Here is a 23,695-nt window from a genome sequence, read left to right on the forward strand (position 1 = left end):
TTCGGTCACGGCAGTGCCTTTCGAAATCTGGAATCTGTCCAGAGTTGTAGCGGCCCATTTGGTCTGCGATAGTGCCAATTCCATGCGAAAAATTCCGACCAATTCCCGCAAGCCCGCAGCGCGCAAGGCGGAGCTGCCGCTCGACCTCACCGGCCCGCACATCACGCAGGGCGCGGCCTCGCAGCAGCGGCTCTACCAGGCGCTGTGCCACACGATCGTCGGCGGCCTCGTCAAGCCGGGTGAGCCGCTGCCGCCGTCGCGCGCGCTGGCCAAGCAGACCGGCTTCCGCCGCAACGCGGTCACCACGGCCTATGAGCGGCTGATCGCCGACGGCTTTGCGGTGGCGACCACGGGCTCCGGCACCTTCGTCGCCGCGCGCATTCCGGCCCAGGCCAGCGCGCCGCGGCGTGCGAGGATCGAGATCGAGCCGCCGCAGCACAATGCGCTCTCGCTCGGCTGCACCCATATCGACGACCGCGCGCTGCAGCGCTTCCGCGCCTTTGCCGGCCGGAGGCTGCGCGCCTTCGGCGCCGAGCATCTGCACTATGGCGATCCCCGCGGCAGCAGCGAATTGCGGGCCGCGATCTCGGACCATTTGCTGTCGGCGCGCGGGCTGCGCTGCGATCCCGACCAGATCATGCTGGCGTCGGGCACGCTGCATGCGCTGCGCATCGTGCTCGGCGCCATCCTCAAGCCCGGCGACCAGGTCTGGTGCGAAGACCCCGGCTATCCGGCGGCGCGGCGCGCGATCGAGCATTGCGGCTATCGCCCGGTGTCGGTGCCGGTCGATGGCTCCGGCATGCGCACCGACAAGGGACGCGCATCCGCTTCCGCCGCGCGCGCCGCCTATGTCACGCCGTCGCACCAATTTCCGCTCGGCGTGCAGATGTCGATGCCGCGCCGGCTCGAACTGCTCGACTGGGCACGAGATGCCGGCGCCTTCGTGTTCGAAGACGATTACGACAGCGAGTTCCGCTATGACGGCGCGCCGCTGCTGTCGCTCGCCGGCATCGATCATCTGCGCCGCGTAATCTACATGGGCACGTTTGCGAAGACGCTGTTTCCGGGATTGCGGATCGGATACTGCGCCCTGCCCGAAGCCTTGATCGGTCCAGTGACTGCGGCGCGCGCCGCGCTCGATCGCTTTCCCGGCACCTTGATGGAAGGCGCGGTCGCGGACATGCTGAACTCCGGCGCCTTCGCCGCGAACCTGCGGAAATCGCGAAAGCTCTATCGCGAGGCACGTGACGTGCTGGCGTCGACACTCACCCGTGCATCCGAGGGCGAACTCACGGTTCCGGTGCCGTCGCAAGGCCTGCATCTCGTGGCGCGGCTCGATCCCGCAACCGATCCGCTGGTTGCCGCGCAGGCCAAGGCCAGTGCCGGCGTCGGCGGCTGGCTGCTCGCCGAGACTTATCACCGCGCGCGGCCCCTGCCCGGCTTCGTGCTGGGATTCTCCGGTCACCCGGTTCCGCAACTTGTCTCTTCGGCGGAACAACTGGCAAGGACAACGCTGACTGCGCTGCGCGCGACGCGCAAGATATCCGTCAAGGCATCCGCCGCGCCGCGGCGCTCTAGGAGAATCGCAACCACCTGACTAAGGTCGCCCGCGTTGAGTCGTCGAGTCAGTGTCCGCCTAAGGAGATACCGGATGCCCAATCGCAACGTCCTGTATCTCGTGATCGGCGCGCTGGTCGTGATCGCGGGCATGCTCGGCTACAATCTTTACCAGGCGAAGAAGCAGCCGGAAGGCCTGCAGATCAATGTCGGCCCCGACGGGCTCAAGATCCAGAGCAAGTGAAGGAGGCTCGGATGCCGCGCTTCGGATTGGTCGCGCTGATCGGCACCGTCGCCATCGGTGCGATGGCTCACTCCGCCTCCGCCCAGCAGGCCGTTATGCGCGAGGCCGACATCGTCGATCTCCGGGTCGGCCAGCGCGTCCTGGTCGATGACGGGTCGTGCCCGGCCGGACAGATCAAGCAGATCGTTGGTTCCAGACTGAGTGAGAACGGCGTCGTGCGCACCAGCAGCTGCGTGCCGCGGCTCGCCAAAAGGTAAAGCGCCTCGCTGTCGCGAGGCGCTTGCTGCATCACTGCGCCTTGTCACGTTGCTCAGTTCGAGATCGGCTCGAACATGCATTGCAGCGTCGGCTTGGCGATCTTGGTGAAGGTCGGGCCGATCTCGGCCTGCTTGGAGGGCGGCACCCAATCGGTCTCGATGGTCGGCACGCCGGTTTCGCTGATGCCGCGCAGCAGCGCCTGGCGCAGATCGGGATCGTCCACGGTCGCAGCAGCATGGTCGTGCAAGCAGCCGCACACGGCTTCGGGATGCGCCCAGCGCCCGAGCATATGCGGCGCGCACTGGCGCACGAATTCATCGCGCGGTTCTGGCACCCGGTAGAGCGAGCGGATCTGCATCGACTCGAGTGGAAGTTGGGATTGGGCCTGCGCGGAACCGGCCAGAGCGAGCGATGCCAGGAGCGCGGCGGAACAGATACGGAGCGACATGGGGAGCTTTTACCGGCAGTTCTGCTTTTTACGTCGCGCTCAGTTGACCTGCGCCATCACCATCGGGGCCGAGGCGACCACCGGCGAGCCGTTATAGGAGAAGGTCCCGATACCGGGCAAACCGCTGTCCGGGGCACCAGCCATCGACGAACCCACCATCACGAAAGCGAAGGCGAGGATCAGGCTCATGGTCCGCATCTGACAGTCTCCGTCATTCCGGTTCGGCGCCCGGCGCCGTTGTGTTGACGGTTTGATAACGATCTGCCGTTTCCGGAGTTCTGCGGAACAAGCAGAAAATGGTTTCGTCGCCGGGACAATTGTTTCGTCGGCGGGCAGCCCACGAAACATTCGCCGGAAAACCCCAATGTTTTCAGTAGCCGCGACACTGCAGCCAGCCTGCTCAAGATTTCGAGCGTTCAACCTGCCGGGCAGTGGAGGGTTCGATTATGCGTGCAAATCGAGCGTCCTACCGCGTTTTCTTAACTTTCCTCTGCTTAGACAGGAAGCGGCCCAGCAAGGGGACGTGAACCGGTCGGCGGTTCGGCCGACTCATCTGGGCGTCGTGCAACCATCTTCGTGGTGGCGCGTTGTGGTGATTCCCGATCCAACGGTTGTTGTGATCCGATCCAACGAAGGATGTCAGTCGTGGGAAATGGCAACATCGGTGTTGGCAATGAATCCGCGGCGAGCAAATCCGGCCAGCAGCAGCAGATGACGGCCGCGATGCCGCAGCAAGGCGCTTATGTGATGGGCGACAATGAGTGCGCGCAGCAAAAGCTGGTCCGCCTGGTCGGTTGCCGCGACTCGAAGGTCAAGCCAGGCCTCAGCATCGGTGCGAAGCAGTTCGGGCAAACCAAGCGCTAGCTCGCCCGCCGCTTCAGCCAACAGGGCCAAGTCCCTGCTCCAGCTACTGAATGAACTCGCCGCACTTCTGCACGGCGGTGCTGTCGGCCGCGCCCCAAGGCATGATCGGGACCGACGACGTCGAGTTCTTCGGGGAGCCCTCGATCAGCTTGTCGGAATAGACCATGTAGACCAGCACGTTGCGCTTGGCGTCGCAGCCCCGCACGATCTGCATCTTCTTGAAGAACAGCGACCGCCGCTTGCTGAACATGTCGTCGCCCTGGCCAAGCTTGCTCTTGAAGCGGATCGGCCCGATCTGGCGGCAAGCCAGCGAGATGTCAGAGACTTCCTCGGCAAGGCCGAGCCAACCCTTGAAGCCGCCCTTCTCCGGCACCGTGAAGTGACAGGCGACGCCCTCGACCTCGGGGTCGTCGACGCCATAGGTCGCAAGCTTGTCGTTGGGGCTCACCCATTTGAACACCGTCGAGCGGCGAAAGATCAGGTCCGGCTCGTCGGCCGCGGCCGCGGGAACTGGCTGCCCCAAAGCCAGCAACATCAGCAGCACCGCGCCGCCCAATCGAGGCAACAGCCGCACGTCACACAAGCTCACATTTCTCATCGAGGTCTCCGGCCGGGTGGTTCCCGCCTATGTAGTGCGCAAACGCCGCACAGGAAGGCGCTGACAGTTCGGTGAACGGACCGGGCGCTTTAACCTCCTGTGAGGCTTTTTTGCTACTCTTTCGTCGAAAATCCGCCCCTCACGGAAGGGTTAGATCGCTTGCGCTGGTGAACGTGTTCGGCGTCTGCGACAACCAACAGATAGCTTGGACTGGGATTCGGAATATGCGCGCAAGCGGACGTCGGATTTCGATTTTTGATTCTGCGAATGGGCGGTTCTGGCAGTTTGCAATTCTGACGGCGGCCGGCACTGTGGCCGCTTCCTCTCAGGCCGATGCAGCCTTGTTCTACTGGAACCGTGACTCCGCCTATTACGGCGAGGTCGAGCCGATGCTGCCGCAGCAGCCCCGGCCGAAGCCGAAGCGTAATACAGCCAAGAAAAGTCCGGCGATCGAGAAGGAGGCTGGCCGCAAGCCGCAAGGCCCCCTGATCATCTCGGTCTCGATCGACCAGCAGCGGGTCAGCATCTACGACGCCAACGGCCTCTACGCCGAGAGTCCGGTATCGACCGGCATGAAGGGGCATTCGACCCCGATGGGTGTCTTCAGCGTCATCCAGAAGCAGAAGTACCATCAGTCCAACATCTATAGCGGCGCGCCGATGCCGTACATGCAACGCATCACCTGGTCGGGCATCGCCATGCACGCCGGCGTGCTGCCCGGCTATCCGGCATCGCATGGCTGCATCCGCATGCCGATGTCGTTTGCGGTCAAGATGTACAACTGGACGCGGATGGGCGCCCGCGTATTCGTCACGCCGGGCACGATCTCGCCGGAGAATTTCTCGCATCCGCTGCTGGTGACGCAGAAGGTCGCGCCACAGCAGCCGGTTGCCGAGGACATCCTGAAGATGGATGCGCCGCTCGGCGTGAAGAGCGACAAGGGCGCGGACAAGCCGCAGACCGACCTCGACCTGCGCAGCAGCGTCGGCCATGCTGCCGCATCACTGCGCGACAACACCCACACCGCCGACGCTAGCAGCGCGATGCCGGCGGCAAGCGCGTCGGCGACGATGTCCGATGCGTCCTCCTCCGCGCGCGACGCCATTGCGCAGAAGATCGCGGCTGACAAGTCCGAGGCGAGCGCGACCGAGACTGCCGCAGCCGACAAGCCGGCCGAGGCCAATTCCGCCGCTGGCGACGACAAGACCGTCGGCGAAGTCACCGGCAGCACCGACACGGCGAAGTCCGAGGTTTCCGCAAGGGACCCAGTGAAGGCCGAAGCCAAGGCCGACGAGCCGAAGGCAGACGCCGCCAAGCCCGGCGTTGCCGACGCGCCCGGAACGGATACATCGAAGTCGGATGCAGCCAAGACGACGGATACCGCCAAGGCCGCTGCCAGGCCATCTGAGGCGGCAACCGCGGCCGACACAGCCGACGTCAACAAGGATGTGGCCAAGGATCCGGCGCGGCTGCCGGGCGTCGCCAGGATCGACGTGTCGAAGCGCGCCGGCCAGATCGCGGTGTTCATCAGCCGCAAGGATTCCAGGCTCTACGTGCGGCAGAACTTCGCGCCGCTGTTCGAGGTGCCGGTGACGATCGCGGCAAGCGACCGGCCGCTCGGCACGCATGTGTTCACCGCGGAAGCCGACAAGACCGATGCGAACCTGCTGCGCTGGTCGGTGGTGACGCTGCCGACCCGCAGCGCCGCCCGCATCGACGTCGAGGAGCGCGCCTCGCATCGCCGCAAGGTGGCGGCCGCAGCCCCGGTCGAGGCGAAGCCGCAGCCGGCGACCGACACCCCGGCCGAGGCGCTCGATCGCATCTCGATCCCGGCCGACGTGATGGCGCGGATCAACGAAGCGCTCGGCACCGGCGGATCGATCATCGTCTCCGACCTCGGCGTGAACCAGGGCGAGACCGGCGAAGGCACCGACTTCATTCTGCCGCTGCGCTAGACCCGGACATAACGCCTTCTTGAAGGCCTACGCCTCCACTCTGGATTATGATCCCTGGGAGCATCTGTTCCGGGGACGAGACCATGATGGACCGCAGGACACTGATCGTGGCGGCGTTCGCCGCGGCTGCAGGATCCCGTGCGCTGCATGCGGAGCAACCCGCGATGAGCCGGATCACAGCCTACGCCTTCTCATTTCCGGCGCTCGCCGGCGGCGACATTCGGCTTGCCGACTATGCCGGCCATCCCTTGATGATCGTCAACACGGCCTCGCTCTGTGGCTTCACGCCGCAATATGCCGGCCTGCAGCAATTGTGGACCGAATTCCGCGACCGCGGCTTTGTCATCATCGGCGTGCCGTCCAATGATTTCGGCGGCCAGGAGCCCGGCGGCCCGACCGAGATCGCCGAGACCGCGCAGCATCAATACGGCGTCACCTTCCCGATCGCGGCGAAAGCCGTGGTCAAGGGCGCGAACGCACATCCATTCTACCGCTGGGCGGCGGAGGCTCGGCCCAGGGACGTACCACGCTGGAATTTCCACAAATACCTGATCGGGCGCGACGGCTATATCGCCGAGGTCTTCCCTGAGTCGGTGACGCCGGACGACACCCGTATCAAGACCGGGATCGCACGGGCATTGGCCGCGGCCTGAGGGGCTAGGGTAATCCACGGAATTAACTGGGATTTCGGACACCCCCCGCCACGTTCATTGCCTTGGCGTCGCCACTGCGACTAGGGTACGATGAGTTGGGGGTGAAGCGGTCCGGTTGCGGCAATACCGCGATCTGGAGCGCGATCAGCAGGGAACACGCCATGCGCATTGCGGCAGGTCTGATTTTCGCAGGGACCGTATCGTTGCTCGCCTCGAGCGCAGCTTGGTCGCAGACGCCACCTACCAAGGGCGCCGCCGCGGCGCCGGCGGCAGCACCAGCGGCCGCAGCCCCGGCCCCTGCTGCAGCAGCGCCTGCGCCCGCCGCAGCGGCCGCTCAAGTGCCGCCGAAGCAAGCGCCGCAGCCGGCGCGCGCTGCCTGCAACAATCCGAACGCGCTCGGCGTCGCGCGCACGGTCGAGATCGACACGACAGGCGGTCCCGGCTTCGGCTTCGAGCATTTCAAGCAGCTCGACTTCCTGCGCGATCACGAAGTGGTGCTGACCTTCGACGACGGTCCGTGGCCGGGCAACACGCCGGCGGTGTTGAAGGCGCTCGCGGATGAATGCACCACGGGCATCTTCTTCCCGATCGGCAAGCACGCCACCTATCACCCCGAGATCCTGCGCCAGGTCTATGCCGCCGGCCACACCGTCGGCTCGCACACCTGGTCGCACGAGAATCTGAACAGCAAGAAGCTGACCGAGGACCAGAAGAAGGACGAGATCGAGCGCGGCCTGGCTGCGGTCAAGTGGGCGCTCGAGACGTCACCCTCGCCGTTCTTCCGCTTCCCGGCCCTGCAGCACCCGCCGGAGATGGTCACCTATCTCGGCAACCGCAACATCGCGATCTTCTCCTGCGACCTCGACTCCTTCGACTTCAAGTCGAAGAACCCGCAACAGGTGATCGACACCGTGATGAAGAAGCTCGCCAAGCTCGGCAAGGGCATCATCCTGATGCACGACTTCCAGAAGCACACCGCGGAAGCCCTGCCGACGCTGCTGACGCAGCTCAAGGCCGGCGGCTACAAGGTGGTGGCGATGCGCGCCAAATTCCCGGCGACCGTGTTGCCGCAATACGAGCAGGAGCTCGCCAAGGACGTCAAGCTGCCGACCGTGAGCTCGCGGCCGGTGAACAGCGTCGTGACGACAGTCGATCAGTAAGCGCGCCGGCGATATTTCCAGTGTCTGGGTTGCGTATCGAGGGCTTCGTCATCGTCTCCGCCGATGGCCGACTGGCGAACCCGCGGAATGTGATGCCCGACGACCTCAAGATCGAGGGCGACAAGCGGTTCTTCACCGCCGCCCTCGACCGTGCCGATCTCGTCGTGCATGGCCGCCACTCCCAGGAAGAGCAGCCGAACGCGCCGAAACGGCGCCGCCTGATCCTGACCGGCAAGGTCGCGGCGATCGCACCCGACCCCGACAATCCGAAGGCGCTGCTGTGGAATCCCGCCGGCTGCCCGTTCGAGACCGCGAGCCGCGAGGCCGGCGTGAGCTCGGGCATGGTCGCGATCATCGGCGGTCCCGCCGTGTTCGGCATGTTCATGGACCGCTACGACACATTCTGGCTCTCGGTCGCGCCGAAGGTGCGTATCCCTGACGGCGAGCCGTGCTTTCCCGGCGTCCCTGCCCGCACCCCGCAGCAGGTGCTAGCGGCGCACGGCCTTCACGCCGGCACGCCGCAGCTGATCGATGCGGAGCACGATGTCAGCGTGACGCCGTGGCGGCGCGCGGATTAACGGAGGGCACGACCCTCGTCGCTCTCGCCACGTCAATCGACCGAAACCCGTCAATTGCCTGAAACTGGTACCGCCGCCGGCCAGCGAAAAGCCGGCTCGCACAATATGCCAAGAGCCAGCAATCGGCCCCGACGGCGGTCCCAAACCAGCGGCTTGTTCCGTCTCTCGAGGAAACCAGAGCGCAGGCCTGCGTCGGTGTCCGACGCGCGCCGAGCTATAACCGGCATGGGATGAATATCGTCAATACAGGCTGATGCTCGCGAAACGCCAGATCAATAGACTGAGACAAAAACGCAAACTGGGGTATCGCGACGGACGAGCGATCGCCCCTGCCGCGCGGCCATGATCTTGATGGAACATGACGAGGGTCGCGCCAAACGGCCCGCCGGCGACTTTCCGTTCCGACAGCGGCGACCTATACCCGGGTCTTCAGAGACGATTCATCAAGGGAATGGCACGACCTGCGGCCTATCCCCCGAGCCGGATGCGAAATCGAATTCCCGAGAAGACTGGGCTCCTGCCACAATGACCGACGACCCCACCACGACCGGCGAGCGGCCAACGGCCGAAGCAGCCGGCGATGCTGCCTCCGTGTCGTCCCTGCTACCGACCTTCGGTTTTGCCGCCGCACGGATGGGTCCGGATGAAAACATCGCAGCCTGGCAGGAAGCAGTCGCCACGCTGTTCGACGTCGACGAACTGGCGCGCGGCGAACCTGCACCATTCTCGGCGGATCTCTGTTCCTATGGGATGGGACCCCTGCTGATAGGGTTCAGTCGCGCCAGCGGCCAGCGCTTCCTGCGCACCGCCGCGACGGTGGCGCGGTCCGGTGTCGATCACATCATCCTGCAGCTCTATCTGAAGGGCGGCTTCGACGGCGTTGCCGGCGTAATGCCGGTCCGCGTGCGCGCCGGCGACATCTGTGCGTTCGACCTCGCCCAGACGCTGGAGACCAGAGCGACCGCTTTCGAGAACGTGACCCTCGTCGTGCCGCGGCCGATGTTCGCGGCCCACATCGTGCAGGTCGATGCCCTGCACGGCCTCGTGCTACCGGCGAGCAGCGCAGTCGGACGCCTGCTGGCCGGGCATCTCACGGCCTTGTTCGAGTTCGCGCCGCGCATGACATTCGAGGAATACCCATCGGTGGTCGAAGGCACGATCTCGCTGCTCTCAGCTTGCCTCAGGGGCCAGCTCGAGCGGGGCGATGCCGACCGTGGCGTCACCGCGAATGCATCGCTGATGCGGGTCAGGCAACATATCGAGGCGAAGCTCGGTGACGAACAGCTCTCGGTCGCGTCGCTCGCGGTCCATTTCGGCCTGTCCCGGGCCTCGCTCTACCGGCTGTTCGCGCCGGTGGGAGGCATCGCCGAATACATCCGCAGCCGACGTTTGCATCGGGCACTTTTCGACCTTGCGGGGTCGGACGGACGCAACCTGAGGATCAGCGAAGTCGCAAGGCGCTGGCACCTCGGCACCGACGCGCATTTCACCCGCTCGTTCAAGACCGCCTACGGCATCACGCCCCGCGCAGCGCGTGCGGCCGCGTTGCTCGGCACCCGCATCGACCGATCAGCGGCCGATGCCGACAGCGCGACGATCTCGAGGTGGATGCGGGAAATCGCCCCGCCCCGCATCGCGGACTGATTGCCGACCGCTCTCCCGGCCTGCCTGACCGGTGCTCCGGCGCGCTACACGTCCCCATACGCCGGGTCGTCGCGGCGTGGGCCGCGGCCGTAGCCGGCGATGATGAACAGCGCGCCGATCAGCGACAGGTTCTTCAGCGCGTCGATCAGGGTCTTGGCGTTGTCGGGCGCCGGCTGATTCCAGAAATCATGGAAATAGAAGGTTGTGAAGCATACGAAGATGATCAGCAGGATCGCGAAGAACCTTGCCAGCACGTTCACCGCGATCATCAGCCCCGCGATGATCTCGAAGCCACCGATCGTGATCGCCAGCAGCTGCATGAACGGCATCCCGACGAAGGTCTCGATCTGCTGCGTATAGGGCGCGACGATGGCGGGGATCGTCACCTTGGCCGTGAGCAGATCCGCCGTTGCCTGGATGCCGAACAGCTTGCTCGCCCCCGAATAGAGGAACAGCACGGCGAACAGAATCCGTCCGAAGGTGATGAACGCTGGCATGGGTCGGCCTCACTGGATGGCAGAAATCGGACGAAGCAGGCGGGGCGAGTATGGCCGCCCCGCCTGCTTCGATCAAATCGAATCCGTCCGACGTCGCTGGTTCACCCGAACAGCGTCGGCTGCGCGCGACCGGCGCGCTCCTGGGCCTCGACCGCGGCAACCGCGGTCATGTTGAGGATACCGCGCGCCGTGACGCCGGGCGTGAGGATGTGCGCCGGGCGCGCCGGACCGATCAGGATCGGCCCCACCGGCAACGCGTTGGCCAGCGACTTGATCATCTGATAGGCGATGTTGGCGGCGTCGAGGTTCGGCATGATCAGGATGTTGGCCTCGCCTTCCAGCCGCGATTGCGGCAGGACGAGCTTGCGCGCAACCGCCGACAGCGCGGTGTCGCCCTGCATTTCGCCGTCGGCCTCGAGCTCCGGATGCTTGTCCTTCAACAGCTGGGTGGCCCGCCGCATCTTGCGCGAGGACTCCGTATCATAGCTGCCGAAGTCGGAATGTGACACGAAGGCGACCTTCGGCTTGAAGGCGAAGCGCTGGACATGGATCGCCGCGAGCGACGCCACTTCGGCGAGTTCCTCCGCACTCGGGTTCGGCCGCACCTGGGTGTCGGCGAGGAAATGGGCGCCGGTGGAGGTGATCATCAGCGCCAGCGCGGCATAGTCGCTGACCCCCGGCAGGAAGCCGATGATCTCGCGGACATGGCGCAGATGGCTCATATAGCGGCCTTCGACGCCGCACAGCATCGCGTCGGCTTCGCCGCGCGAGACCGCCAGCGCCGCGATCACCGTGTTGTTGGTGCGGACCACCGTTCGCGCGGCCTCGGGCGTCACGCCGCGACGGCCGGCGACGTCGATATAGGACTGCACGTAGGAGCGGTAGCGCGGATCGTCCTCGGGATTGATCAGGTCGAAATCGCGGCCGGCCTTGATCGACAGGCCGAAGCGCTTGATCCTGGTTTCGACCACCGACGGGCGGCCGACCAGGATCGGCCGCGCCAGCTTTTCCTCGAGCACCACCTGAGTCGCGCGCAGCACGCGCTCGTCCTCGCCTTCGGCGTAGATCACGCGGACCGGCTGGGTCTTCGCCTTGGCAAACACCGGCTTCATGGTGAGGCCGGAGCGGAACGCGAATCGTTCGAGGCTGGCGGCATATTCGTCGAAGTTGGCGATCGGCCGGGTCGCGACGCCGGACTCGATCGCGGCCCTGGCGACGGCCGGTGCGATGCGCAGGATCAGGCGCGGATCGAACGGGCTCGGGATCAATGACCCCGGACCGAAGCCCTGCGTCTCGCCACTCTCGAAACCATGGGCCACCGCATCCGACGGCGGATCGCGCGCGAGCTGCGCGATCGCATCGACCGCGGCATGCTTCATCGCCTCGTTGATCGCGGTGGCGCCGACATCGAGCGCACCACGGAAGATGAAGGGAAAGCACAGCACGTTGTTGACCTGGTTCGGATAGTCCGACCGGCCGGTGCAGATCATCGCGTCGGGACGCGCCGCGCGCGCCTCTTCCGGCATGATCTCCGGCACCGGATTGGCAAGCGCCATCACCAGCGGCTTGTCGGCCATCTGCTTGACCATTTCAGCCTTCAGCACGCCCGGCGCCGACAGCCCGATGAAGATGTCCGCCCCCGGAACGACGTCGGCCAGCACGCGCGCATCGGTCTTCTGGGTATAGACCGCCTTCCAGCGGTCCATCGTGGTGTTGCGGCCCTCATAGACCACACCGTCGATGTCGCAGACGAAGATGTTCTTGCGCTGCGCCCCCATCGAAACCAGGAGATTGAGCGTCGCGATCGCGGCCGCGCCAGCGCCGGAGCAGACGATCTTCACGTCGGACAGTTGCTTGCCGTTCAGCAGCAGCCCGTTGACGATCGCGGCCGCGACGATGATGGCGGTGCCATGCTGGTCGTCGTGGAACACCGGGATCTTCATCCGCTCCTTGAGCTGGGTCTCGATCTCGAAGCACTCCGGCCCGCGGATGTCCTCCAGATTGATGCCGCCGAAGGTCGGCTCCAGTGCCGCGACGGTCTCCACCACGCGCTCGATCGTGTCGGCGTTGATCTCGATGTCGAATACGTCGATGCCGGCGAATTTCTTGAACAGCACCGCCTTGCCTTCCATGACGGGCTTGGAGGCCAGCGGGCCGATATTGCCGAGCCCGAGCACGGCCGTGCCGTTCGAGACCACCGCCACCAGATTGGCGCGGGTGGTCAGCGTCGCCGCCTCGGCCGGATTATTGGCGATCTCGGTGCAGGCGGCGGCGACGCCCGGCGAATAGGCCAGCGCCAGGTCGCGCTGGTTGGCAAGCGGCTTGATCGCCTGGATCTCGAGCTTGCCCGGTCGCGGCAGCCGGTGATAGGCGAGCGCGGCGTTGTGGAGTTCTTCAGACGATGACGACATGCGTGCTCCCCGCGTTTCCGGCCCAAATTTCTTGTTTCTGTGCTAATCCAGGCAAAAGTCAGTTGTCCGGTAAATCGAGCCGGATGTGAAGCATGTCCCGCCGCTTGGATGCAACATCGGATACTGTCCTCGTCAACAGGCCCGGGCGGGCCCGTTCATCGATGCTGCACCTTCCGACCGCCGATTGGCAATTTTTTTTCCTCGATGATCCGGAGTTGACCGAATGAAGAAAATTCTGCTCGGCCTGGTCGCCGTCGCAGTCCTCGCGGCCGGCGGCTATTTCGGTCTCGACTTCTATGCCCAGCGCCGGGTCACCCGCGACGTCGAGGCCGCCTTCGAGCAGGTCCGCGCCAACGGCGCCAAGGCGAGCCACGGCAAGATCGCGTTCGACACCAGGAGCCGCACCCTGACGATTTCGGACATTGCCACCGAGTCGGGGACGCAGCCCCCGATCAACGTCAGGATTGCCAGCCTCACCATGACGGGCCTCGGTCAACTCGACGCGGGCCGGATCTCCGCCGACAATATCGCATTCAATGACGTCGAGATCGGCGCGACGGGACCGACGGCGACCATCGCCATCCTGACCTACAAGGCGCCGCAGATCACGGTGAAGGACTATTCCGGTCCCGCCTCCCTGCCGCAGCTGCCGGCCTCATCGTCGCTCATCGAGCTGTACCGGTTTGCATTCGCCCAGGTCGCGAGCATCAACGCCTCGTTGGTGACCATCCCCACATTGAGCGGAACGATGACCTTCAGCGCCGCGGCACACGCGGGCGACGGCGCCGGCGGCACGTTCGACTATTCGGGCCTTGTGATCGAAAATCTGAAGGACGGAAAGATCGCGTCCAGCAAGACCGACAAGGTTGCGTTCAGGATCAATACGCAGCCGCAGGCGGGCAAGCCGGTCAGGATGACCGGCGAGCTCGCCAATATCGCCACGACCGACATCGACGTCGCTGCGATGGCGGCGATGTTTGATCCGGCCAAGGCCAACGACGACCGGGACTATCGGGTTCAGGGCCATGTTTCGGTCGGTCCCTATGTCATATCGGCCAAAGCTGATGGCGTCGCTGCCATGCCTGGCCTGAACATGCGGATCGAGGGCGTCACCGTCGACGACGTCAAGATCAACCCGTCGCGGATGCAACTGCCGGCGCTGTTGGCGATGATCCCGCCGCAGGGCAGCGCACCGCCAAGTCCGGCACAGGCGCGCGAGGTGCTGGAAAAGGTGGCGCGCCTCTATTCGGGCGCAGGAATCGGCAATGCCGAAATCCGCGGTCTTTCGGTTGAAACCCCGGAGGGCCCATTCAAGCTGTCCTCGGTGCGCTTCAATCTCGAGCACGGCAAGATCGGCGAGCTTGCGATCGAAGGGCTCGATGCGCGTGCGCCGAACGGCCCTCTCAAGGTCGGACGCTTCGCGCTGAAATCGCTCGACCTCGCAAGCCTCATGCGGCTGTCGGCGCAGTTCGCCGCGCAGAAGCCGTCGCCTGAACAGGCGCTCGCGCTGTTGCCGCTGATCGAGGGCGTCGAAGTCAAGGGCGTCACGTCGCCCTACAAGGCGACCGGCAAGCCCGTCAACATCGACGTCCTCAGTCTCGACTGGGGTCAGTTCGTCGGATCGATCCCGAGCAAGCTTCGGCTGGTCGCGAAGATGGCGGCGCCGCTGGATGTGGCCGATCCGCAGCAACAGGTGCTCGCCGCCGCCGGAATCGACCGGATGGCCGTCGATGCCGATCTCGGCGCGGTCTGGACCGAGGCGTCCCGCTCGTTCGCGCTCGAGCCGGTCAAGCTCGACATGGCCGGACTGTTGAATGCGTCGGCGAAGGTCGCGCTCGCCAACGTGCCGCGCGAGGCATTCTCGGCCAACGCCGCGGAAGCGATGGGCGCGGCCGCACAGATCGAGGCCGGCGCGATCGAGCTCGCGGTCCACGACCTCGGCGCCATCGACCTTGCCATCGCCCAGTATGCACGCTCCCAGAATGTCAGCCGCGACGAGGCGCGCAATGCCGTCCTCGACGGCATCAAGGCGCAGGGCGAAGCGATGAGCGGAGGCAGTGCCGATGTCACGGCGCTCGTCACCGCCATCAGCCAGTTCATCGAGACGCCGGGGCAGACGCTGGTGATCAAGCTGACGCCACGCGCAAAGGCGCCGGCGCTTCAGCTGATGCAATTGCTCAAGACCGATCCGCCATTGGCGCTGGCGCAATTCAAGATCGAGGCCTCGACGGGGTTGTGATCACACTTCCCCTTCCGTAGCCCGGATGAAGCGGAGCGCAATCCGGGGCAGTATCTCCATCGGAGAGGCCGCCCCGGATTTCGCTCCGCTCCATCCGGGCTACGCACCTCTCCTCCCAACCTATCCCTTCGCCGGCAGATTGGTGCGGATGTGCAGCTCCTTGAGCTGCTTGGGCGTCGCTTCCGACGGCGCGCCCATCAAGAGGTCCATGGCCTGCTGGTTCATCGGGAACAGCGAGATCTCGCGCAGATTGTTGGTGCCGCAGAGCAGCATCACGATGCGGTCGAGACCGGCCGCCATGCCGCCATGCGGCGGGGCGCCGTACTGGAACGCACGGTACATGCCACCGAAGCGGTCGATGACCTCCTGCTCGCCATAGCCCGCGATCTCGAACGCCTTCACCATCGCTTCCGGCTTGTGGTTGCGGATGCCGCCGGAGGCGATCTCGTAGCCGTTGCAGGCGATGTCGTACTGGAACGCCTTGATCGTCAGCGGGTCCTGCGTCTTCAGCGCGTCGAGGCCGCCCTGCGGCATCGAGAACGGGTTGTGCGAGAAGTCGACCTTCTTGTTCTCCTCGTCATACTCGTACATCGGGAAGTCGACGATCCAGGCGAGCTCGAACCGGTCCTTGTCGATCAGGTTCAGCTCCTCGCCGAGTTTTGTCCGTGCAAGGCCCGCGAACTTCCAGAATTTCTCGGGATCGCCGGCGACGAAGAAGGCCGCATCGCCTTCCTTGAGACCGAGCTGGTCGCGGATCGCGGCCGTGCGCTCTGCTCCGATGTTGTTCGCGAGCGGACCGGCGCCCTCGCCGCCCTCGCGCCACATGATGTAGCCGAGACCGGGCTGGCCCTCGCCCTGCGCCCAGGAGTTCATGCGGTCGCAGAACGCGCGGCTGCCGCCACCGGTGCCGGGGATCGCCCAGACCTGGTTCTTCGGGTCTTCCAGCATCCGCGCGAACACCTTGAAGCCGGAGCCGCGGAAGTGCTCGGAAACCTCCTGCATCACGATCTTGTTGCGCAGATCGGGCTTGTCGGAGCCGTATTTGCGCACGGCTTCCGCGAACGGAATCCGCGGCCAGTTCTTCGTCACCGGCTTGCCCTTGGCAAAATCTTCAAAGACGCCGGTGATGACCGGCTCCATCGCCGCGAACACGTCGTCCTGAGTCACAAAACTCATCTCGACGTCGAGCTGATAGAACTCACCCGGCAGGCGGTCGGCGCGCGGGTCCTCGTCGCGGAAGCACGGCGCGATCTGGAAATAGCGGTCGAAGCCCGACATCATCAGCAGTTGCTTGTACTGCTGCGGCGCCTGCGGCAGCGCGTAGAACTTGCCGGGATGGATGCGCGACGGCACCAGGAAGTCGCGCGCGCCCTCCGGCGACGACGCCGTCAGGATCGGGGTCTGGAATTCGAAGAAGCCCTGCTCCTTCATCCGCTTGCGCATGGAATCGACCACCGCGCCGCGGGTCATGATGTTCTGGTGCAGCTTCTCGCGACGAAGGTCGAGGAAGCGGTACTTGAGCCGGATGTCCTCAGGATATTCCTGCTCGCCGAACACCGGCAGCGGCAGCTCGGCCGCCGGGCCAAGCACCTCGATCTCCTTGATGTAGATTTCGATCAGGCCGGTCGGCAATTCCGGATTGTCGGTGCCGGCGGGACGGCGGCGCACCTTGCCGTCGATCCGCACCACCCACTCCGAGCGGAACTTCTCGACTTCGGCGAACGCCGGCGAGTCTGGATCGGCCACGCACTGGGTGATGCCGTAATGGTCGCGCAGATCGACGAACAGCACGCCGCCATGGTCGCGGACCCGGTGGACCCAGCCTGACAGCCTGGCCGTCTGGTCGATATCGCTCTCACGGAGCGCGCCGCATGTGTGTGACCGGTAGCGATGCATATTCGTTCCAAAACTGATGTCGGAGGGTCGAATCGCGACAGGGCCAAAATGCCCTGTCCGAAGTTGCGGAGGGTTTACCCGACGAGGCCGGGTGCGGCAACCAATGGAACGCCCGCTTTTGCCCCGAAACCGCACATTTTGCGGCGGCCCGGCGCCAATCGTTTGCCTATTCGCCCCGCAGGCCTATCTTCCCGATATGACCATCCATTTCCCGTTCCAGAACACCTATTCGGCGCTGCCGGCGAACTTTTTCGCCCGCGTCGCGCCGACCCCGGTCGCCGCCCCCCGGCTGATCAAGCTGAACCGGCCGCTCGCGGTCCAGCTCGGGTTGGATCCGGACCTGCTGTCGACGGCCGAGGGCGCCGAAATCCTTGCCGGCAAGCGGCTGCCTGAAGGCGCCGACCCGATCGCCATGGCCTATGCCGGCCACCAGTTCGGGCACTTCGTGCCCCAGCTCGGCGACGGCCGCGCCATCCTGCTCGGCGAGGTTGTCGACAAGGACGGCGTCCGCCGCGACATCCAGCTCAAGGGATCGGGCCCGACCCCGTTCTCGCGCCGTGGCGACGGCCGCGCCGCGCTCGGCCCGGTGCTGCGCGAATACATCGTCAGCGAGGCGATGTTCGCGCTGGGCATCCCGACCACGCGCTCGCTCGCCGCGGTCGTCACCGGCGAGCCGGTGATGCGCGAGACCGCGCTACCGGGTGCAGTCCTGACCCGGGTCGCCTCGAGCCACATCCGCGTCGGCACCTTCCAGTTCTTCGCCGCGCGCGGCGACACCGACGGCGTGCGCGCGCTGGCTGACCATGTCATCGCCAGGCACTATCCCGAGCTGAAGGACGCGGCCCAGCCCTATCACGCGCTGCTCGCCGGCGTGGTCGCGCGGCAGGCCGCGCTGGTCGCGCGCTGGCTGCTGATCGGCTTCATCCACGGCGTGATGAACACCGACAACACGTCGATCTCGGGCGAGACCATCGACTACGGCCCATGCGCCTTCCTCGACGCCTACAATCCGGCGCAGGTGTTCTCCTCGATCGACGAGATGGGCCGCTACGCCTATGCCAACCAGCCGCGCATTGGCTTATGGAATCTGACCCGGCTCGCCGAGTGCCTGCTGCCCCTGTTCGATGCCGAGCAGGAGAAGGCGATCGAGCAGGCGCAGACGATCCTCGGCGAATTCCCGGAAAAATTCACCGCGGCCTATCAGGCCGGGCTGCGCGCCAAGGTCGGCCTGTTCACCGCGCGCGACGGCGACGAGGCGCTGATCCAGGACCTGCTCGATGCGATGGCGAAGAATGCGGCCGACTTCACCTTGACGTTCCGCCATCTCGGCGCAGCCGCGTCCGACGACGCCGCCGACGTCCGTGCACAATTCACCGATCCCGCAGCGTTCGACGAATGGGCCGTCCGGTGGCGGGCTCGTCTCGCGCTGGAACAGCAGACGCCGGCCGAGCGCAAGGCCGCGATGGCTGCCGTCAACCCGGCGTTCATCCCGCGCAATCATCGGATCGAGGCGGTGATTGCGGCCGCCGTCAACAGCGACGACTATACCCCGTTCGAGGAGCTGCTGACGGTGCTGGCAAAGCCGTTCGAAGACCAGCCGCAATTCGCGGCCTACGCCGACCCGCCGCTGCCCGAGCAGATGGTGACGCAGACGTTCTGCGGGACGTGAGCCGAAGATTTGCAGGTGGGTGGAGCGCAGCGAAACCCATCTATCGCGCCGGCGGAACCGCCGATGATCGGGTTCGCTTCGCTCCATCCATCCTACTGTCACACGGTCACCACGATCTTGCCGAACTGCGCGCTCGACTCCAGATAGCGGTGCGCCTCGACGATCTCCTCGAACGGAAATGTCCGCGCGATGATCGGCTTCAATGAGCCGTCGGCAAGCCCATCGAGAACGAACGCTTTCGCCGCGGCGAGCCGCGCGGGATCCTGCACGATCTCGTGAACGCGGTAGCCGCGGAGGATCAGGCTCTTGCTCAGCACGGTGAACAGCGGAAACGGCGTCGGCTCCTCGCTGAGCCCGCCATACTCGATCAGGATACCGCCATGCGCCATCGCCGATGTCAGCGGCATGAAGACGGGGCCGCCGACCGGATCGAGCACCACGCGAACGCCGTTCGGCCCTGCGATCTGCTCCAGCTTTGATTGCAGGTCTTCCTCAGTGGAGGCGATCACATGCGCTGCACCGGCCTCGCGCAGCGCTTGCACCTTGGCGGAGGTCCGCGTCACCGCGATCGGGATTGCACCGATGCGGTTGGCGATCTGGATCGCGGCGAGCCCGACGCTGCTCGATGCCGCCGTGATGACGACGAACTCCGCACGGGCGAGCTTCGCAGTATCGATCAGGGCGCCGTAAGCCGTGAGATACTGCATCCACACCGCTGCAGCCTCCTGAAAACCGAGCGCCGGCGGATGCTTGGCGACCAGTTCGGCCGGAAATGTCGCGAGCTCGCCATAGGCCGGCCACCGCGCCATCGAGATCGGCGGCACGATGCTGACGGCATCGCCCGCCGCAAAACCGCCAACGCCCTCGCCGATCGCTTCGACGATGCCGGCGGCCTCGAGGCCGAGGCCGGACGGCAATGTCGGCGTCTCGATGTAGCTCCCCCGCCGCATCAGGGCCTCGGCGCGGTTGAGTCCGAGCGCCTTGATGCGGATTTGGACCTCGCCACGCGCGGGCGGCGCGATCGTAACGTCCTCGATGCGCAGCACCTCGGGACCACCGGTTTGATGAAAACGAACCACACGCGCCATCGGCAACACTCCTGAATTGCAAAACAGTTCAATTGAATGAGCTATGCCAAGGCCAATTCCGGGGATAAACCATCGCGCAGACGGAACAGTCAAAACCAAGAGTTTCGAATGATGGACCGCCTGACCAGCATGGCCGTGTTTCTCAGGGCGGTCGATCTCGGCTCGTTCGCGGCCGCTGCCGAGGCACTCGAGATGTCGGGCCCGATGGTCGGCAAGCATGTCCGCTTCCTCGAGGAGCGGCTCGGCGTCCGCCTGATCCATCGCACCACGCGGCGTCAGAGTCTGACCGAGTTCGGGCAAGCCTATTACGAGCGTTGCCGCGCGGTGCTCGCCGAAGCTGATGCCGCTGACGCGCTCGCAGCCGATCAACTCTCCGAACCGCGCGGACGGCTCAAGGTGACGATGCCGGCGCTGCTCGGCCGACGCTGCGTCGCGCCGCTGCTGCTCAAGCTGGCACAGAAGTATCCCGCGCTGGAGCTCGATCTCTCGTTCGGCGATCCGGTTGCCGATCTGATGGAGGGCGGCTACGACCTTGCGATCAGGACCGGCGATCTCGACACGCAATCCGGCGTGATCACCCGGCGCCTCGCCCGTCAGCGCATGGTGGTGTGCGGCTCGCGCGCGTATCTGAAGGCGCACGGCAGGCCGCGCGGGCTCGACGAGCTCGGCCAGCATCAGGCGATCGTCTATCGCCGCCTCGGACGCGCACGCCCGTGGCTGTTCCCGCGCGACGGCCAGCCACCGCGCGAGGTTTGGCCGGCCGGACGGCTCAGGCTCGACGATCTCGAAGCCATCGCCGACGCGGCGGCGCGCGGCATGGGGCTCGCTTGGCTGCCCTCCTGGCTGGTGCGCGAACGCCTCGACGACGGCGCGCTGGTTCGCGTTCTCGGCAGCGAAGGCGAACTGCCATACGATTGCCACGCGGTGTGGCTGCCGACACCGCGATTGCCGCCCAAAGTCCGGCTGGCGGTGGACGCGCTCGCAGCCGCGCTGCCGAAGCTCGTCGCGTAGCGCTTCGCGCCGCGCTGGTCCCGTAGGATGGGTAGAGCGCGGCGCAAACCATCGATCTCACACGCGGACGGACGGAATCCGCTACGCAGCACGCATGACGCCTGTTGTGAGCGTTAACTCACCTTCCACCATGCCGGGAGCCTCGCGGCGGTAACCATAAGGCTTAACAGCGCGTCAACGCTCCCCCAACAAGTCTAATTGTTTCTAATGGGGGAGAATGGCGCGTGGACGCATTTGCATTCGAATTCATGGGATTGGCAATGATCGCGCTGTGTCTCGTCGTGCTGGCGATGCCTGCGGCGCGGCGGCCGTCGAAGAACATGCGCTACGAGTGAGCCGAGCAGCTTAAGTCCCTCGCCCTCAGCACTTGTTTCGCGATGGCCGGACAATATCGCGCTCACGCGTCATCGAATGACGATATGATCGCCCTGATGAGTCCTGACACGGGACGCAAGTCAGGGAATTGACGCTTGAACGACACCGACGTCCGGAAGCCTGCCACGCCGGCCTCCACCCCGAGCTCAGCACATTCGCCGCTGGAGGTGCTGCTCATTTTCCTCAAGCTCGGCGTCAGCTGCTTCGGCGGCCCGATCGCCCATATCGGCTACTTCCGCGACGAGTTCGTCATCCGCCGGCGCTGGCTCGACGAGCAGGCCTATGCGGACCTGGTCGCGCTCTGCCAGTTCCTGCCCGGCCCCGCCAGCAGCCAGGTCGGCTTTTCGCTCGGCCTGATGCGAGCCGGATATCTGGGCGCGCTGGCGGCCTGGACCGGCTTCACGCTGCCGTCCGCGATCGCGCTGGTGCTGTTTGCCTCCGGCGCCGGCGGATTGAGCGGTCCGGCCGGCACAGGCCTGGTGCACGGCCTCAAGCTGGTGGCGGTCGCGATCGTCGCCCAGGCGGTCTGGGGCATGGCGCGCTCGCTCTGCCCGGACCGCGAACGCGCGTCGATCGCGACGGTCGCGGCACTCCTCATCCTCGCCAGTTCATCATCGATCGCGCAGATCGGCGCCATCGTACTCGGCGCCGTCGCCGGGCTTTGGCTGTGCCGGGCGCAACCGACCAACGGCGTCACCCATATCGCGATGCCGGTGTCGCGCCGCGTTGGCGTTGTGGCACTGATCTTGTTCCTTGTCCTGCTGGTCATGTTGCCGCTGCTCGCCCGAGCATGGCCCTCCCTGGGCCTGTTCGAGGCTTTCTATCGCTCGGGCGCGCTGGTGTTCGGCGGCGGCCATGTCGTGCTGCCGCTGCTCCGCGAGGCCGTGGTGACGCCGGGCTGGATCGGCGACGACACGTTCCTGACCGGCTACGGCGCCGCGCAGGCCGTGCCGGGCCCGCTGTTCACCTTCGCCGCCTATCTTGGCGCCGTGATCGGCGGCGTGCCGGGCGCGATCGTCGGCCTGATCGGCATCTTCATCCCCGGAATCCTCGTCCTGCTCGCGGCCCTGCCGTTCTGGGATGGCTTCCGCAAACTGCCTACCGCACAGGCGATGATGCGTGGGGTCAACGCCGCCGTGGTCGGCATCCTCGGCGCTGCGCTCTACAATCCGGTCTGGACCAGCAGCGTGCAGCGTCCGCTTGATTTCGGCATCGCGCTGGCGGGCTTCGTCCTGCTCACGGCATGGCGCGCCCCGCCGCTCGTGGTGGTCGTGCTCAGCGCGGCCGCCGGCATCGCCGCTGGCCTCCTCCAATCGTGAACGGCTGCACCGGCCCTCGCCAGCACGATTAAGAACGCTTTCATGCCTCGCCGCCATGATTGACGGCGCATGCCGAGCGTACCCAAACAACCGGATCCGAACCGGGTGCCCGTGCTTGACCTGCTGCGGCTCGCCGCGGTCGGGGCCGTGATCCTGTACCATTACGGCTTCTGGGGCACGGCATCGCACGGCGTCCAGAAGGTGGCGTTGCCGCACCTCGCCCCGGTCGCCCAATACGGCTTCCTCGGCGTCCCCGTATTCTTCGCGATCTCTGGCTTCGTCATCGCCTATTCGGCCGAAGGCCGTACGCCGGTCGGCTTCGCCATCGCCCGCTTCAGCCGGATCTATCCGACCTTCGTCATCTGCATGACGCTGACCTTCCTCACCACGCTGCTGCTGGGCCAGGCGTATTTTCACGTGACCTGGACCCAGTGGCTGGCGAACCTGTTCATCGCGGCGCCGATGCTCGGTCAGCCCTACATGGACGACGCCTACTGGTCGCTGGTGATCGAGGTCGTGTTCTACGGCTGGGTCGCGCTGTTTCTGGCCTGGGGCATCTTCCCGCGCAAGATCGACACCATCATCCTGGCGTGGATCGCCATCACCTTCGCCAACGAGCTGACGCTGGACGTTCCGCTGTTCGAGAAGCTGTTCATGGCCGACGACAGCGGCTTCTTCGCCGTCGGGCTGCTGATCTATGAACATTACCGCGGACGACGCGACACCAGACTCTACAGCCTGCTGACATTGGCGATGGGCACCGCGACGTTCCAGGCCGTGCACAAGCTGGAGCGGCTCGGCGTCCACACCCATGGCAGCTTCGATCCGCTCATCGTCACCGCGATCTGCATCGTCTCGCTCGGCATCGTGTTCGCCGCCACCCGCATCAAGACCGTGCCGCTGCCGGACAGCCTGGTCAGGGCCATCGGCGGCATCACCTACCCGCTCTACCTGCTGCATCTGCAGCTCGGTTACGTGATCCTGCTCCTGATGACACCAACGCCGGACGCGTTCTCGACAGCGTTCGTGGTGGCCGGCATGGTCGCGCTGGCGTGGTTCGTCTGGCGCTTCCTCGAAGGCCCCGCCCACTATTTCGTCAGGGACGCGTTGACGATGCTCGCCTCGCGCCACGGATGGCCGTCGCGCCTCGGGCGCCCCCGCGACGCCTTGCTCACGGACGGTTGATCCGGTCCGATCGATTGGAACGTCGCGATCCGCTGGCCGTTGATCG

At 65.6% G+C, this 23,695-nt stretch carries 21 protein-coding genes; 13 read left to right on the forward strand and 8 right to left on the reverse strand.

The features are described from left to right. The first annotated feature begins 82 nt into the window (after positions 1-82). The 3 genes from pdxR to ACVISU_RS03375 are packed head-to-tail and all read left to right on the forward strand — an operon-like array spanning position 83 to position 2,058. The gene (gene pdxR, locus ACVISU_RS03365; RefSeq protein WP_456705999.1) at positions 83-1,597 is read left to right on the forward strand and encodes a MocR-like pyridoxine biosynthesis transcription factor PdxR; all 1,515 of its coding nucleotides are present in this window, start codon (positions 83-85) and stop codon (positions 1,595-1,597) included. A 54-nt stretch (positions 1,598-1,651) separates the two neighbouring features. After that, positions 1,652-1,801, forward strand: a complete 150-nt coding sequence (locus ACVISU_RS03370; protein WP_172803471.1) for a hypothetical protein — start codon at positions 1,652-1,654, stop codon at positions 1,799-1,801. A gap of 11 nt (positions 1,802-1,812) precedes the next feature. After that, on the forward strand, positions 1,813-2,058 hold the full coding sequence (locus tag ACVISU_RS03375; RefSeq protein WP_456706000.1) for a DUF6719 family protein: 246 nt from the start codon (positions 1,813-1,815) through the stop codon (positions 2,056-2,058). Positions 2,059-2,111: 53 nt separating this feature from the next. Here the strand turns inward: ACVISU_RS03375 and ACVISU_RS03380 are convergent, their stop codons facing one another. The 4 genes from ACVISU_RS03380 to ACVISU_RS03395 all read right to left on the reverse strand — a co-directional run bounded on the left by ACVISU_RS03380 (position 2,112) and on the right by ACVISU_RS03395 (position 3,906). Next, positions 2,112-2,507, reverse strand: a complete 396-nt coding sequence (locus ACVISU_RS03380) for a hypothetical protein (RefSeq protein WP_050401425.1) — start codon at positions 2,505-2,507, stop codon at positions 2,112-2,114. Between the two features lie 39 nt (positions 2,508-2,546). Beyond that, entirely contained in the window at positions 2,547-2,705 is a 159-nt protein-coding gene (locus ACVISU_RS03385; protein WP_456706001.1) for a hypothetical protein, read from the reverse strand. Between the two features lie 441 nt (positions 2,706-3,146). Further along, positions 3,147-3,401 (reverse strand): hypothetical protein, encoded by a 255-nt coding sequence (locus tag ACVISU_RS03390; protein WP_456706002.1) that lies wholly within the window; start codon positions 3,399-3,401, stop codon positions 3,147-3,149. A gap of 13 nt (positions 3,402-3,414) precedes the next feature. Beyond that, entirely contained in the window at positions 3,415-3,906 is a 492-nt protein-coding gene (locus tag ACVISU_RS03395; RefSeq protein ID WP_157113247.1) for a CreA family protein, read from the reverse strand. A 287-nt stretch (positions 3,907-4,193) separates the two neighbouring features. On the opposite strand from ACVISU_RS03395, the gene ACVISU_RS03400 reads away from it, so the two are divergent. From ACVISU_RS03400 to ACVISU_RS03420, 5 genes are all read left to right on the forward strand, one after another. Beyond that, the gene (locus tag ACVISU_RS03400) at positions 4,194-5,924 is read left to right on the forward strand and encodes a L,D-transpeptidase family protein (protein ID WP_456706003.1); all 1,731 of its coding nucleotides are present in this window, start codon (positions 4,194-4,196) and stop codon (positions 5,922-5,924) included. Positions 5,925-6,007: 83 nt separating this feature from the next. Then, positions 6,008-6,577 (forward strand): glutathione peroxidase, encoded by a 570-nt coding sequence (locus ACVISU_RS03405; RefSeq protein ID WP_050401429.1) that lies wholly within the window; start codon positions 6,008-6,010, stop codon positions 6,575-6,577. Positions 6,578-6,738: 161 nt separating this feature from the next. Beyond that, positions 6,739-7,737 (forward strand): polysaccharide deacetylase family protein, encoded by a 999-nt coding sequence (locus ACVISU_RS03410; protein WP_456710747.1) that lies wholly within the window; start codon positions 6,739-6,741, stop codon positions 7,735-7,737. 20 nt (positions 7,738-7,757) lie between these two features. Next, positions 7,758-8,315, forward strand: coding sequence for a dihydrofolate reductase (locus ACVISU_RS03415; protein ID WP_456706004.1), 558 nt, complete (start codon positions 7,758-7,760; stop codon positions 8,313-8,315). Positions 8,316-8,840: 525 nt separating this feature from the next. Next, positions 8,841-9,959: a helix-turn-helix domain-containing protein gene (locus ACVISU_RS03420; protein ID WP_456710748.1), complete on the forward strand. Its 1,119-nt coding sequence runs from the start codon at positions 8,841-8,843 to the stop codon at positions 9,957-9,959. Between the two features lie 44 nt (positions 9,960-10,003). Here ACVISU_RS03420 and ACVISU_RS03425 read toward each other — a convergent pair whose 3' ends face one another. Beyond that, the gene (locus ACVISU_RS03425) at positions 10,004-10,456 is read right to left on the reverse strand and encodes a DoxX family protein (protein ID WP_050401433.1); all 453 of its coding nucleotides are present in this window, start codon (positions 10,454-10,456) and stop codon (positions 10,004-10,006) included. Between the two features lie 101 nt (positions 10,457-10,557). Further along, positions 10,558-12,867, reverse strand: coding sequence for an NADP-dependent malic enzyme (locus tag ACVISU_RS03430; RefSeq protein WP_456706005.1), 2,310 nt, complete (start codon positions 12,865-12,867; stop codon positions 10,558-10,560). Between the two features lie 223 nt (positions 12,868-13,090). Between ACVISU_RS03430 and ACVISU_RS03435 the strand changes: the two genes are divergently transcribed. Continuing rightward, complete coding sequence (locus ACVISU_RS03435; protein WP_456706006.1) at positions 13,091-15,106, forward strand: hypothetical protein; 2,016 nt, start codon at positions 13,091-13,093, stop codon at positions 15,104-15,106. A gap of 120 nt (positions 15,107-15,226) precedes the next feature. Here the strand turns inward: ACVISU_RS03435 and aspS are convergent, their stop codons facing one another. After that, a complete protein-coding gene (aspS, locus tag ACVISU_RS03440) occupies positions 15,227-17,002 on the reverse strand; it encodes an aspartate--tRNA ligase (RefSeq protein ID WP_456706007.1) in 1,776 nt (591 codons plus the stop codon). A 196-nt stretch (positions 17,003-17,198) separates the two neighbouring features. Between aspS and ACVISU_RS03445 the strand changes: the two genes are divergently transcribed. Next, the gene (locus ACVISU_RS03445) at positions 17,199-18,671 is read left to right on the forward strand and encodes a protein adenylyltransferase SelO (RefSeq protein WP_456706008.1); all 1,473 of its coding nucleotides are present in this window, start codon (positions 17,199-17,201) and stop codon (positions 18,669-18,671) included. Positions 18,672-18,769: 98 nt separating this feature from the next. Here ACVISU_RS03445 and ACVISU_RS03450 read toward each other — a convergent pair whose 3' ends face one another. After that, positions 18,770-19,759 (reverse strand): zinc-dependent alcohol dehydrogenase family protein, encoded by a 990-nt coding sequence (locus tag ACVISU_RS03450; protein ID WP_456706009.1) that lies wholly within the window; start codon positions 19,757-19,759, stop codon positions 18,770-18,772. A 111-nt stretch (positions 19,760-19,870) separates the two neighbouring features. Between ACVISU_RS03450 and ACVISU_RS03455 the strand changes: the two genes are divergently transcribed. The 3 genes from ACVISU_RS03455 (at position 19,871) to ACVISU_RS03465 (ending at position 23,649) form a co-directional block, all read left to right on the forward strand. Beyond that, positions 19,871-20,770, forward strand: a complete 900-nt coding sequence (locus tag ACVISU_RS03455; RefSeq protein WP_456710749.1) for a LysR family transcriptional regulator — start codon at positions 19,871-19,873, stop codon at positions 20,768-20,770. Between the two features lie 470 nt (positions 20,771-21,240). Continuing rightward, positions 21,241-22,464, forward strand: coding sequence for a chromate efflux transporter (chrA, locus tag ACVISU_RS03460; protein ID WP_456706010.1), 1,224 nt, complete (start codon positions 21,241-21,243; stop codon positions 22,462-22,464). A 111-nt stretch (positions 22,465-22,575) separates the two neighbouring features. Next, positions 22,576-23,649, forward strand: coding sequence for an acyltransferase family protein (locus ACVISU_RS03465; RefSeq protein WP_456710750.1), 1,074 nt, complete (start codon positions 22,576-22,578; stop codon positions 23,647-23,649). Positions 23,650-23,695 lie beyond the last annotated feature (46 nt).

This window comes from Bradyrhizobium sp. USDA 4452 (assembly GCF_054063575.1).

What these genes read in the sequence shown, in the direction of transcription:
- ACVISU_RS03430 (WP_456706005.1), bottom strand. Translation starts at nt 12,867, where the DNA reads ATGTCGTCATCGTCTGAAGAACTCCACAACGCCGCGCTCGCCTATCAC.
- ACVISU_RS03375 (WP_456706000.1), top strand. Translation starts at nt 1,813, where the DNA reads ATGCCGCGCTTCGGATTGGTCGCGCTGATCGGCACCGTCGCCATCGGT.
- ACVISU_RS03425 (WP_050401433.1), bottom strand. Translation starts at nt 10,456, where the DNA reads ATGCCAGCGTTCATCACCTTCGGACGGATTCTGTTCGCCGTGCTGTTC.
- ACVISU_RS03435 (WP_456706006.1), top strand. Translation starts at nt 13,091, where the DNA reads ATGAAGAAAATTCTGCTCGGCCTGGTCGCCGTCGCAGTCCTCGCGGCC.
- ACVISU_RS03400 (WP_456706003.1), top strand. Translation starts at nt 4,194, where the DNA reads ATGCGCGCAAGCGGACGTCGGATTTCGATTTTTGATTCTGCGAATGGG.
- ACVISU_RS03405 (WP_050401429.1), top strand. Translation starts at nt 6,008, where the DNA reads ATGATGGACCGCAGGACACTGATCGTGGCGGCGTTCGCCGCGGCTGCA.
- ACVISU_RS03455 (WP_456710749.1), top strand. Translation starts at nt 19,871, where the DNA reads ATGGACCGCCTGACCAGCATGGCCGTGTTTCTCAGGGCGGTCGATCTC.
- ACVISU_RS03370 (WP_172803471.1), top strand. Translation starts at nt 1,652, where the DNA reads ATGCCCAATCGCAACGTCCTGTATCTCGTGATCGGCGCGCTGGTCGTG.
- ACVISU_RS03445 (WP_456706008.1), top strand. Translation starts at nt 17,199, where the DNA reads ATGACCATCCATTTCCCGTTCCAGAACACCTATTCGGCGCTGCCGGCG.
- ACVISU_RS03380 (WP_050401425.1), bottom strand. Translation starts at nt 2,507, where the DNA reads ATGTCGCTCCGTATCTGTTCCGCCGCGCTCCTGGCATCGCTCGCTCTG.
- pdxR (WP_456705999.1), top strand. Translation starts at nt 83, where the DNA reads ATGCGAAAAATTCCGACCAATTCCCGCAAGCCCGCAGCGCGCAAGGCG.
- ACVISU_RS03395 (WP_157113247.1), bottom strand. Translation starts at nt 3,906, where the DNA reads ATGTTGCTGGCTTTGGGGCAGCCAGTTCCCGCGGCCGCGGCCGACGAG.
- aspS (WP_456706007.1), bottom strand. Translation starts at nt 17,002, where the DNA reads ATGCATCGCTACCGGTCACACACATGCGGCGCGCTCCGTGAGAGCGAT.
- ACVISU_RS03385 (WP_456706001.1), bottom strand. Translation starts at nt 2,705, where the DNA reads ATGCGGACCATGAGCCTGATCCTCGCCTTCGCTTTCGTGATGGTGGGT.
- ACVISU_RS03410 (WP_456710747.1), top strand. Translation starts at nt 6,739, where the DNA reads ATGCGCATTGCGGCAGGTCTGATTTTCGCAGGGACCGTATCGTTGCTC.
- ACVISU_RS03450 (WP_456706009.1), bottom strand. Translation starts at nt 19,759, where the DNA reads ATGGCGCGTGTGGTTCGTTTTCATCAAACCGGTGGTCCCGAGGTGCTG.
- ACVISU_RS03420 (WP_456710748.1), top strand. Translation starts at nt 8,841, where the DNA reads ATGACCGACGACCCCACCACGACCGGCGAGCGGCCAACGGCCGAAGCA.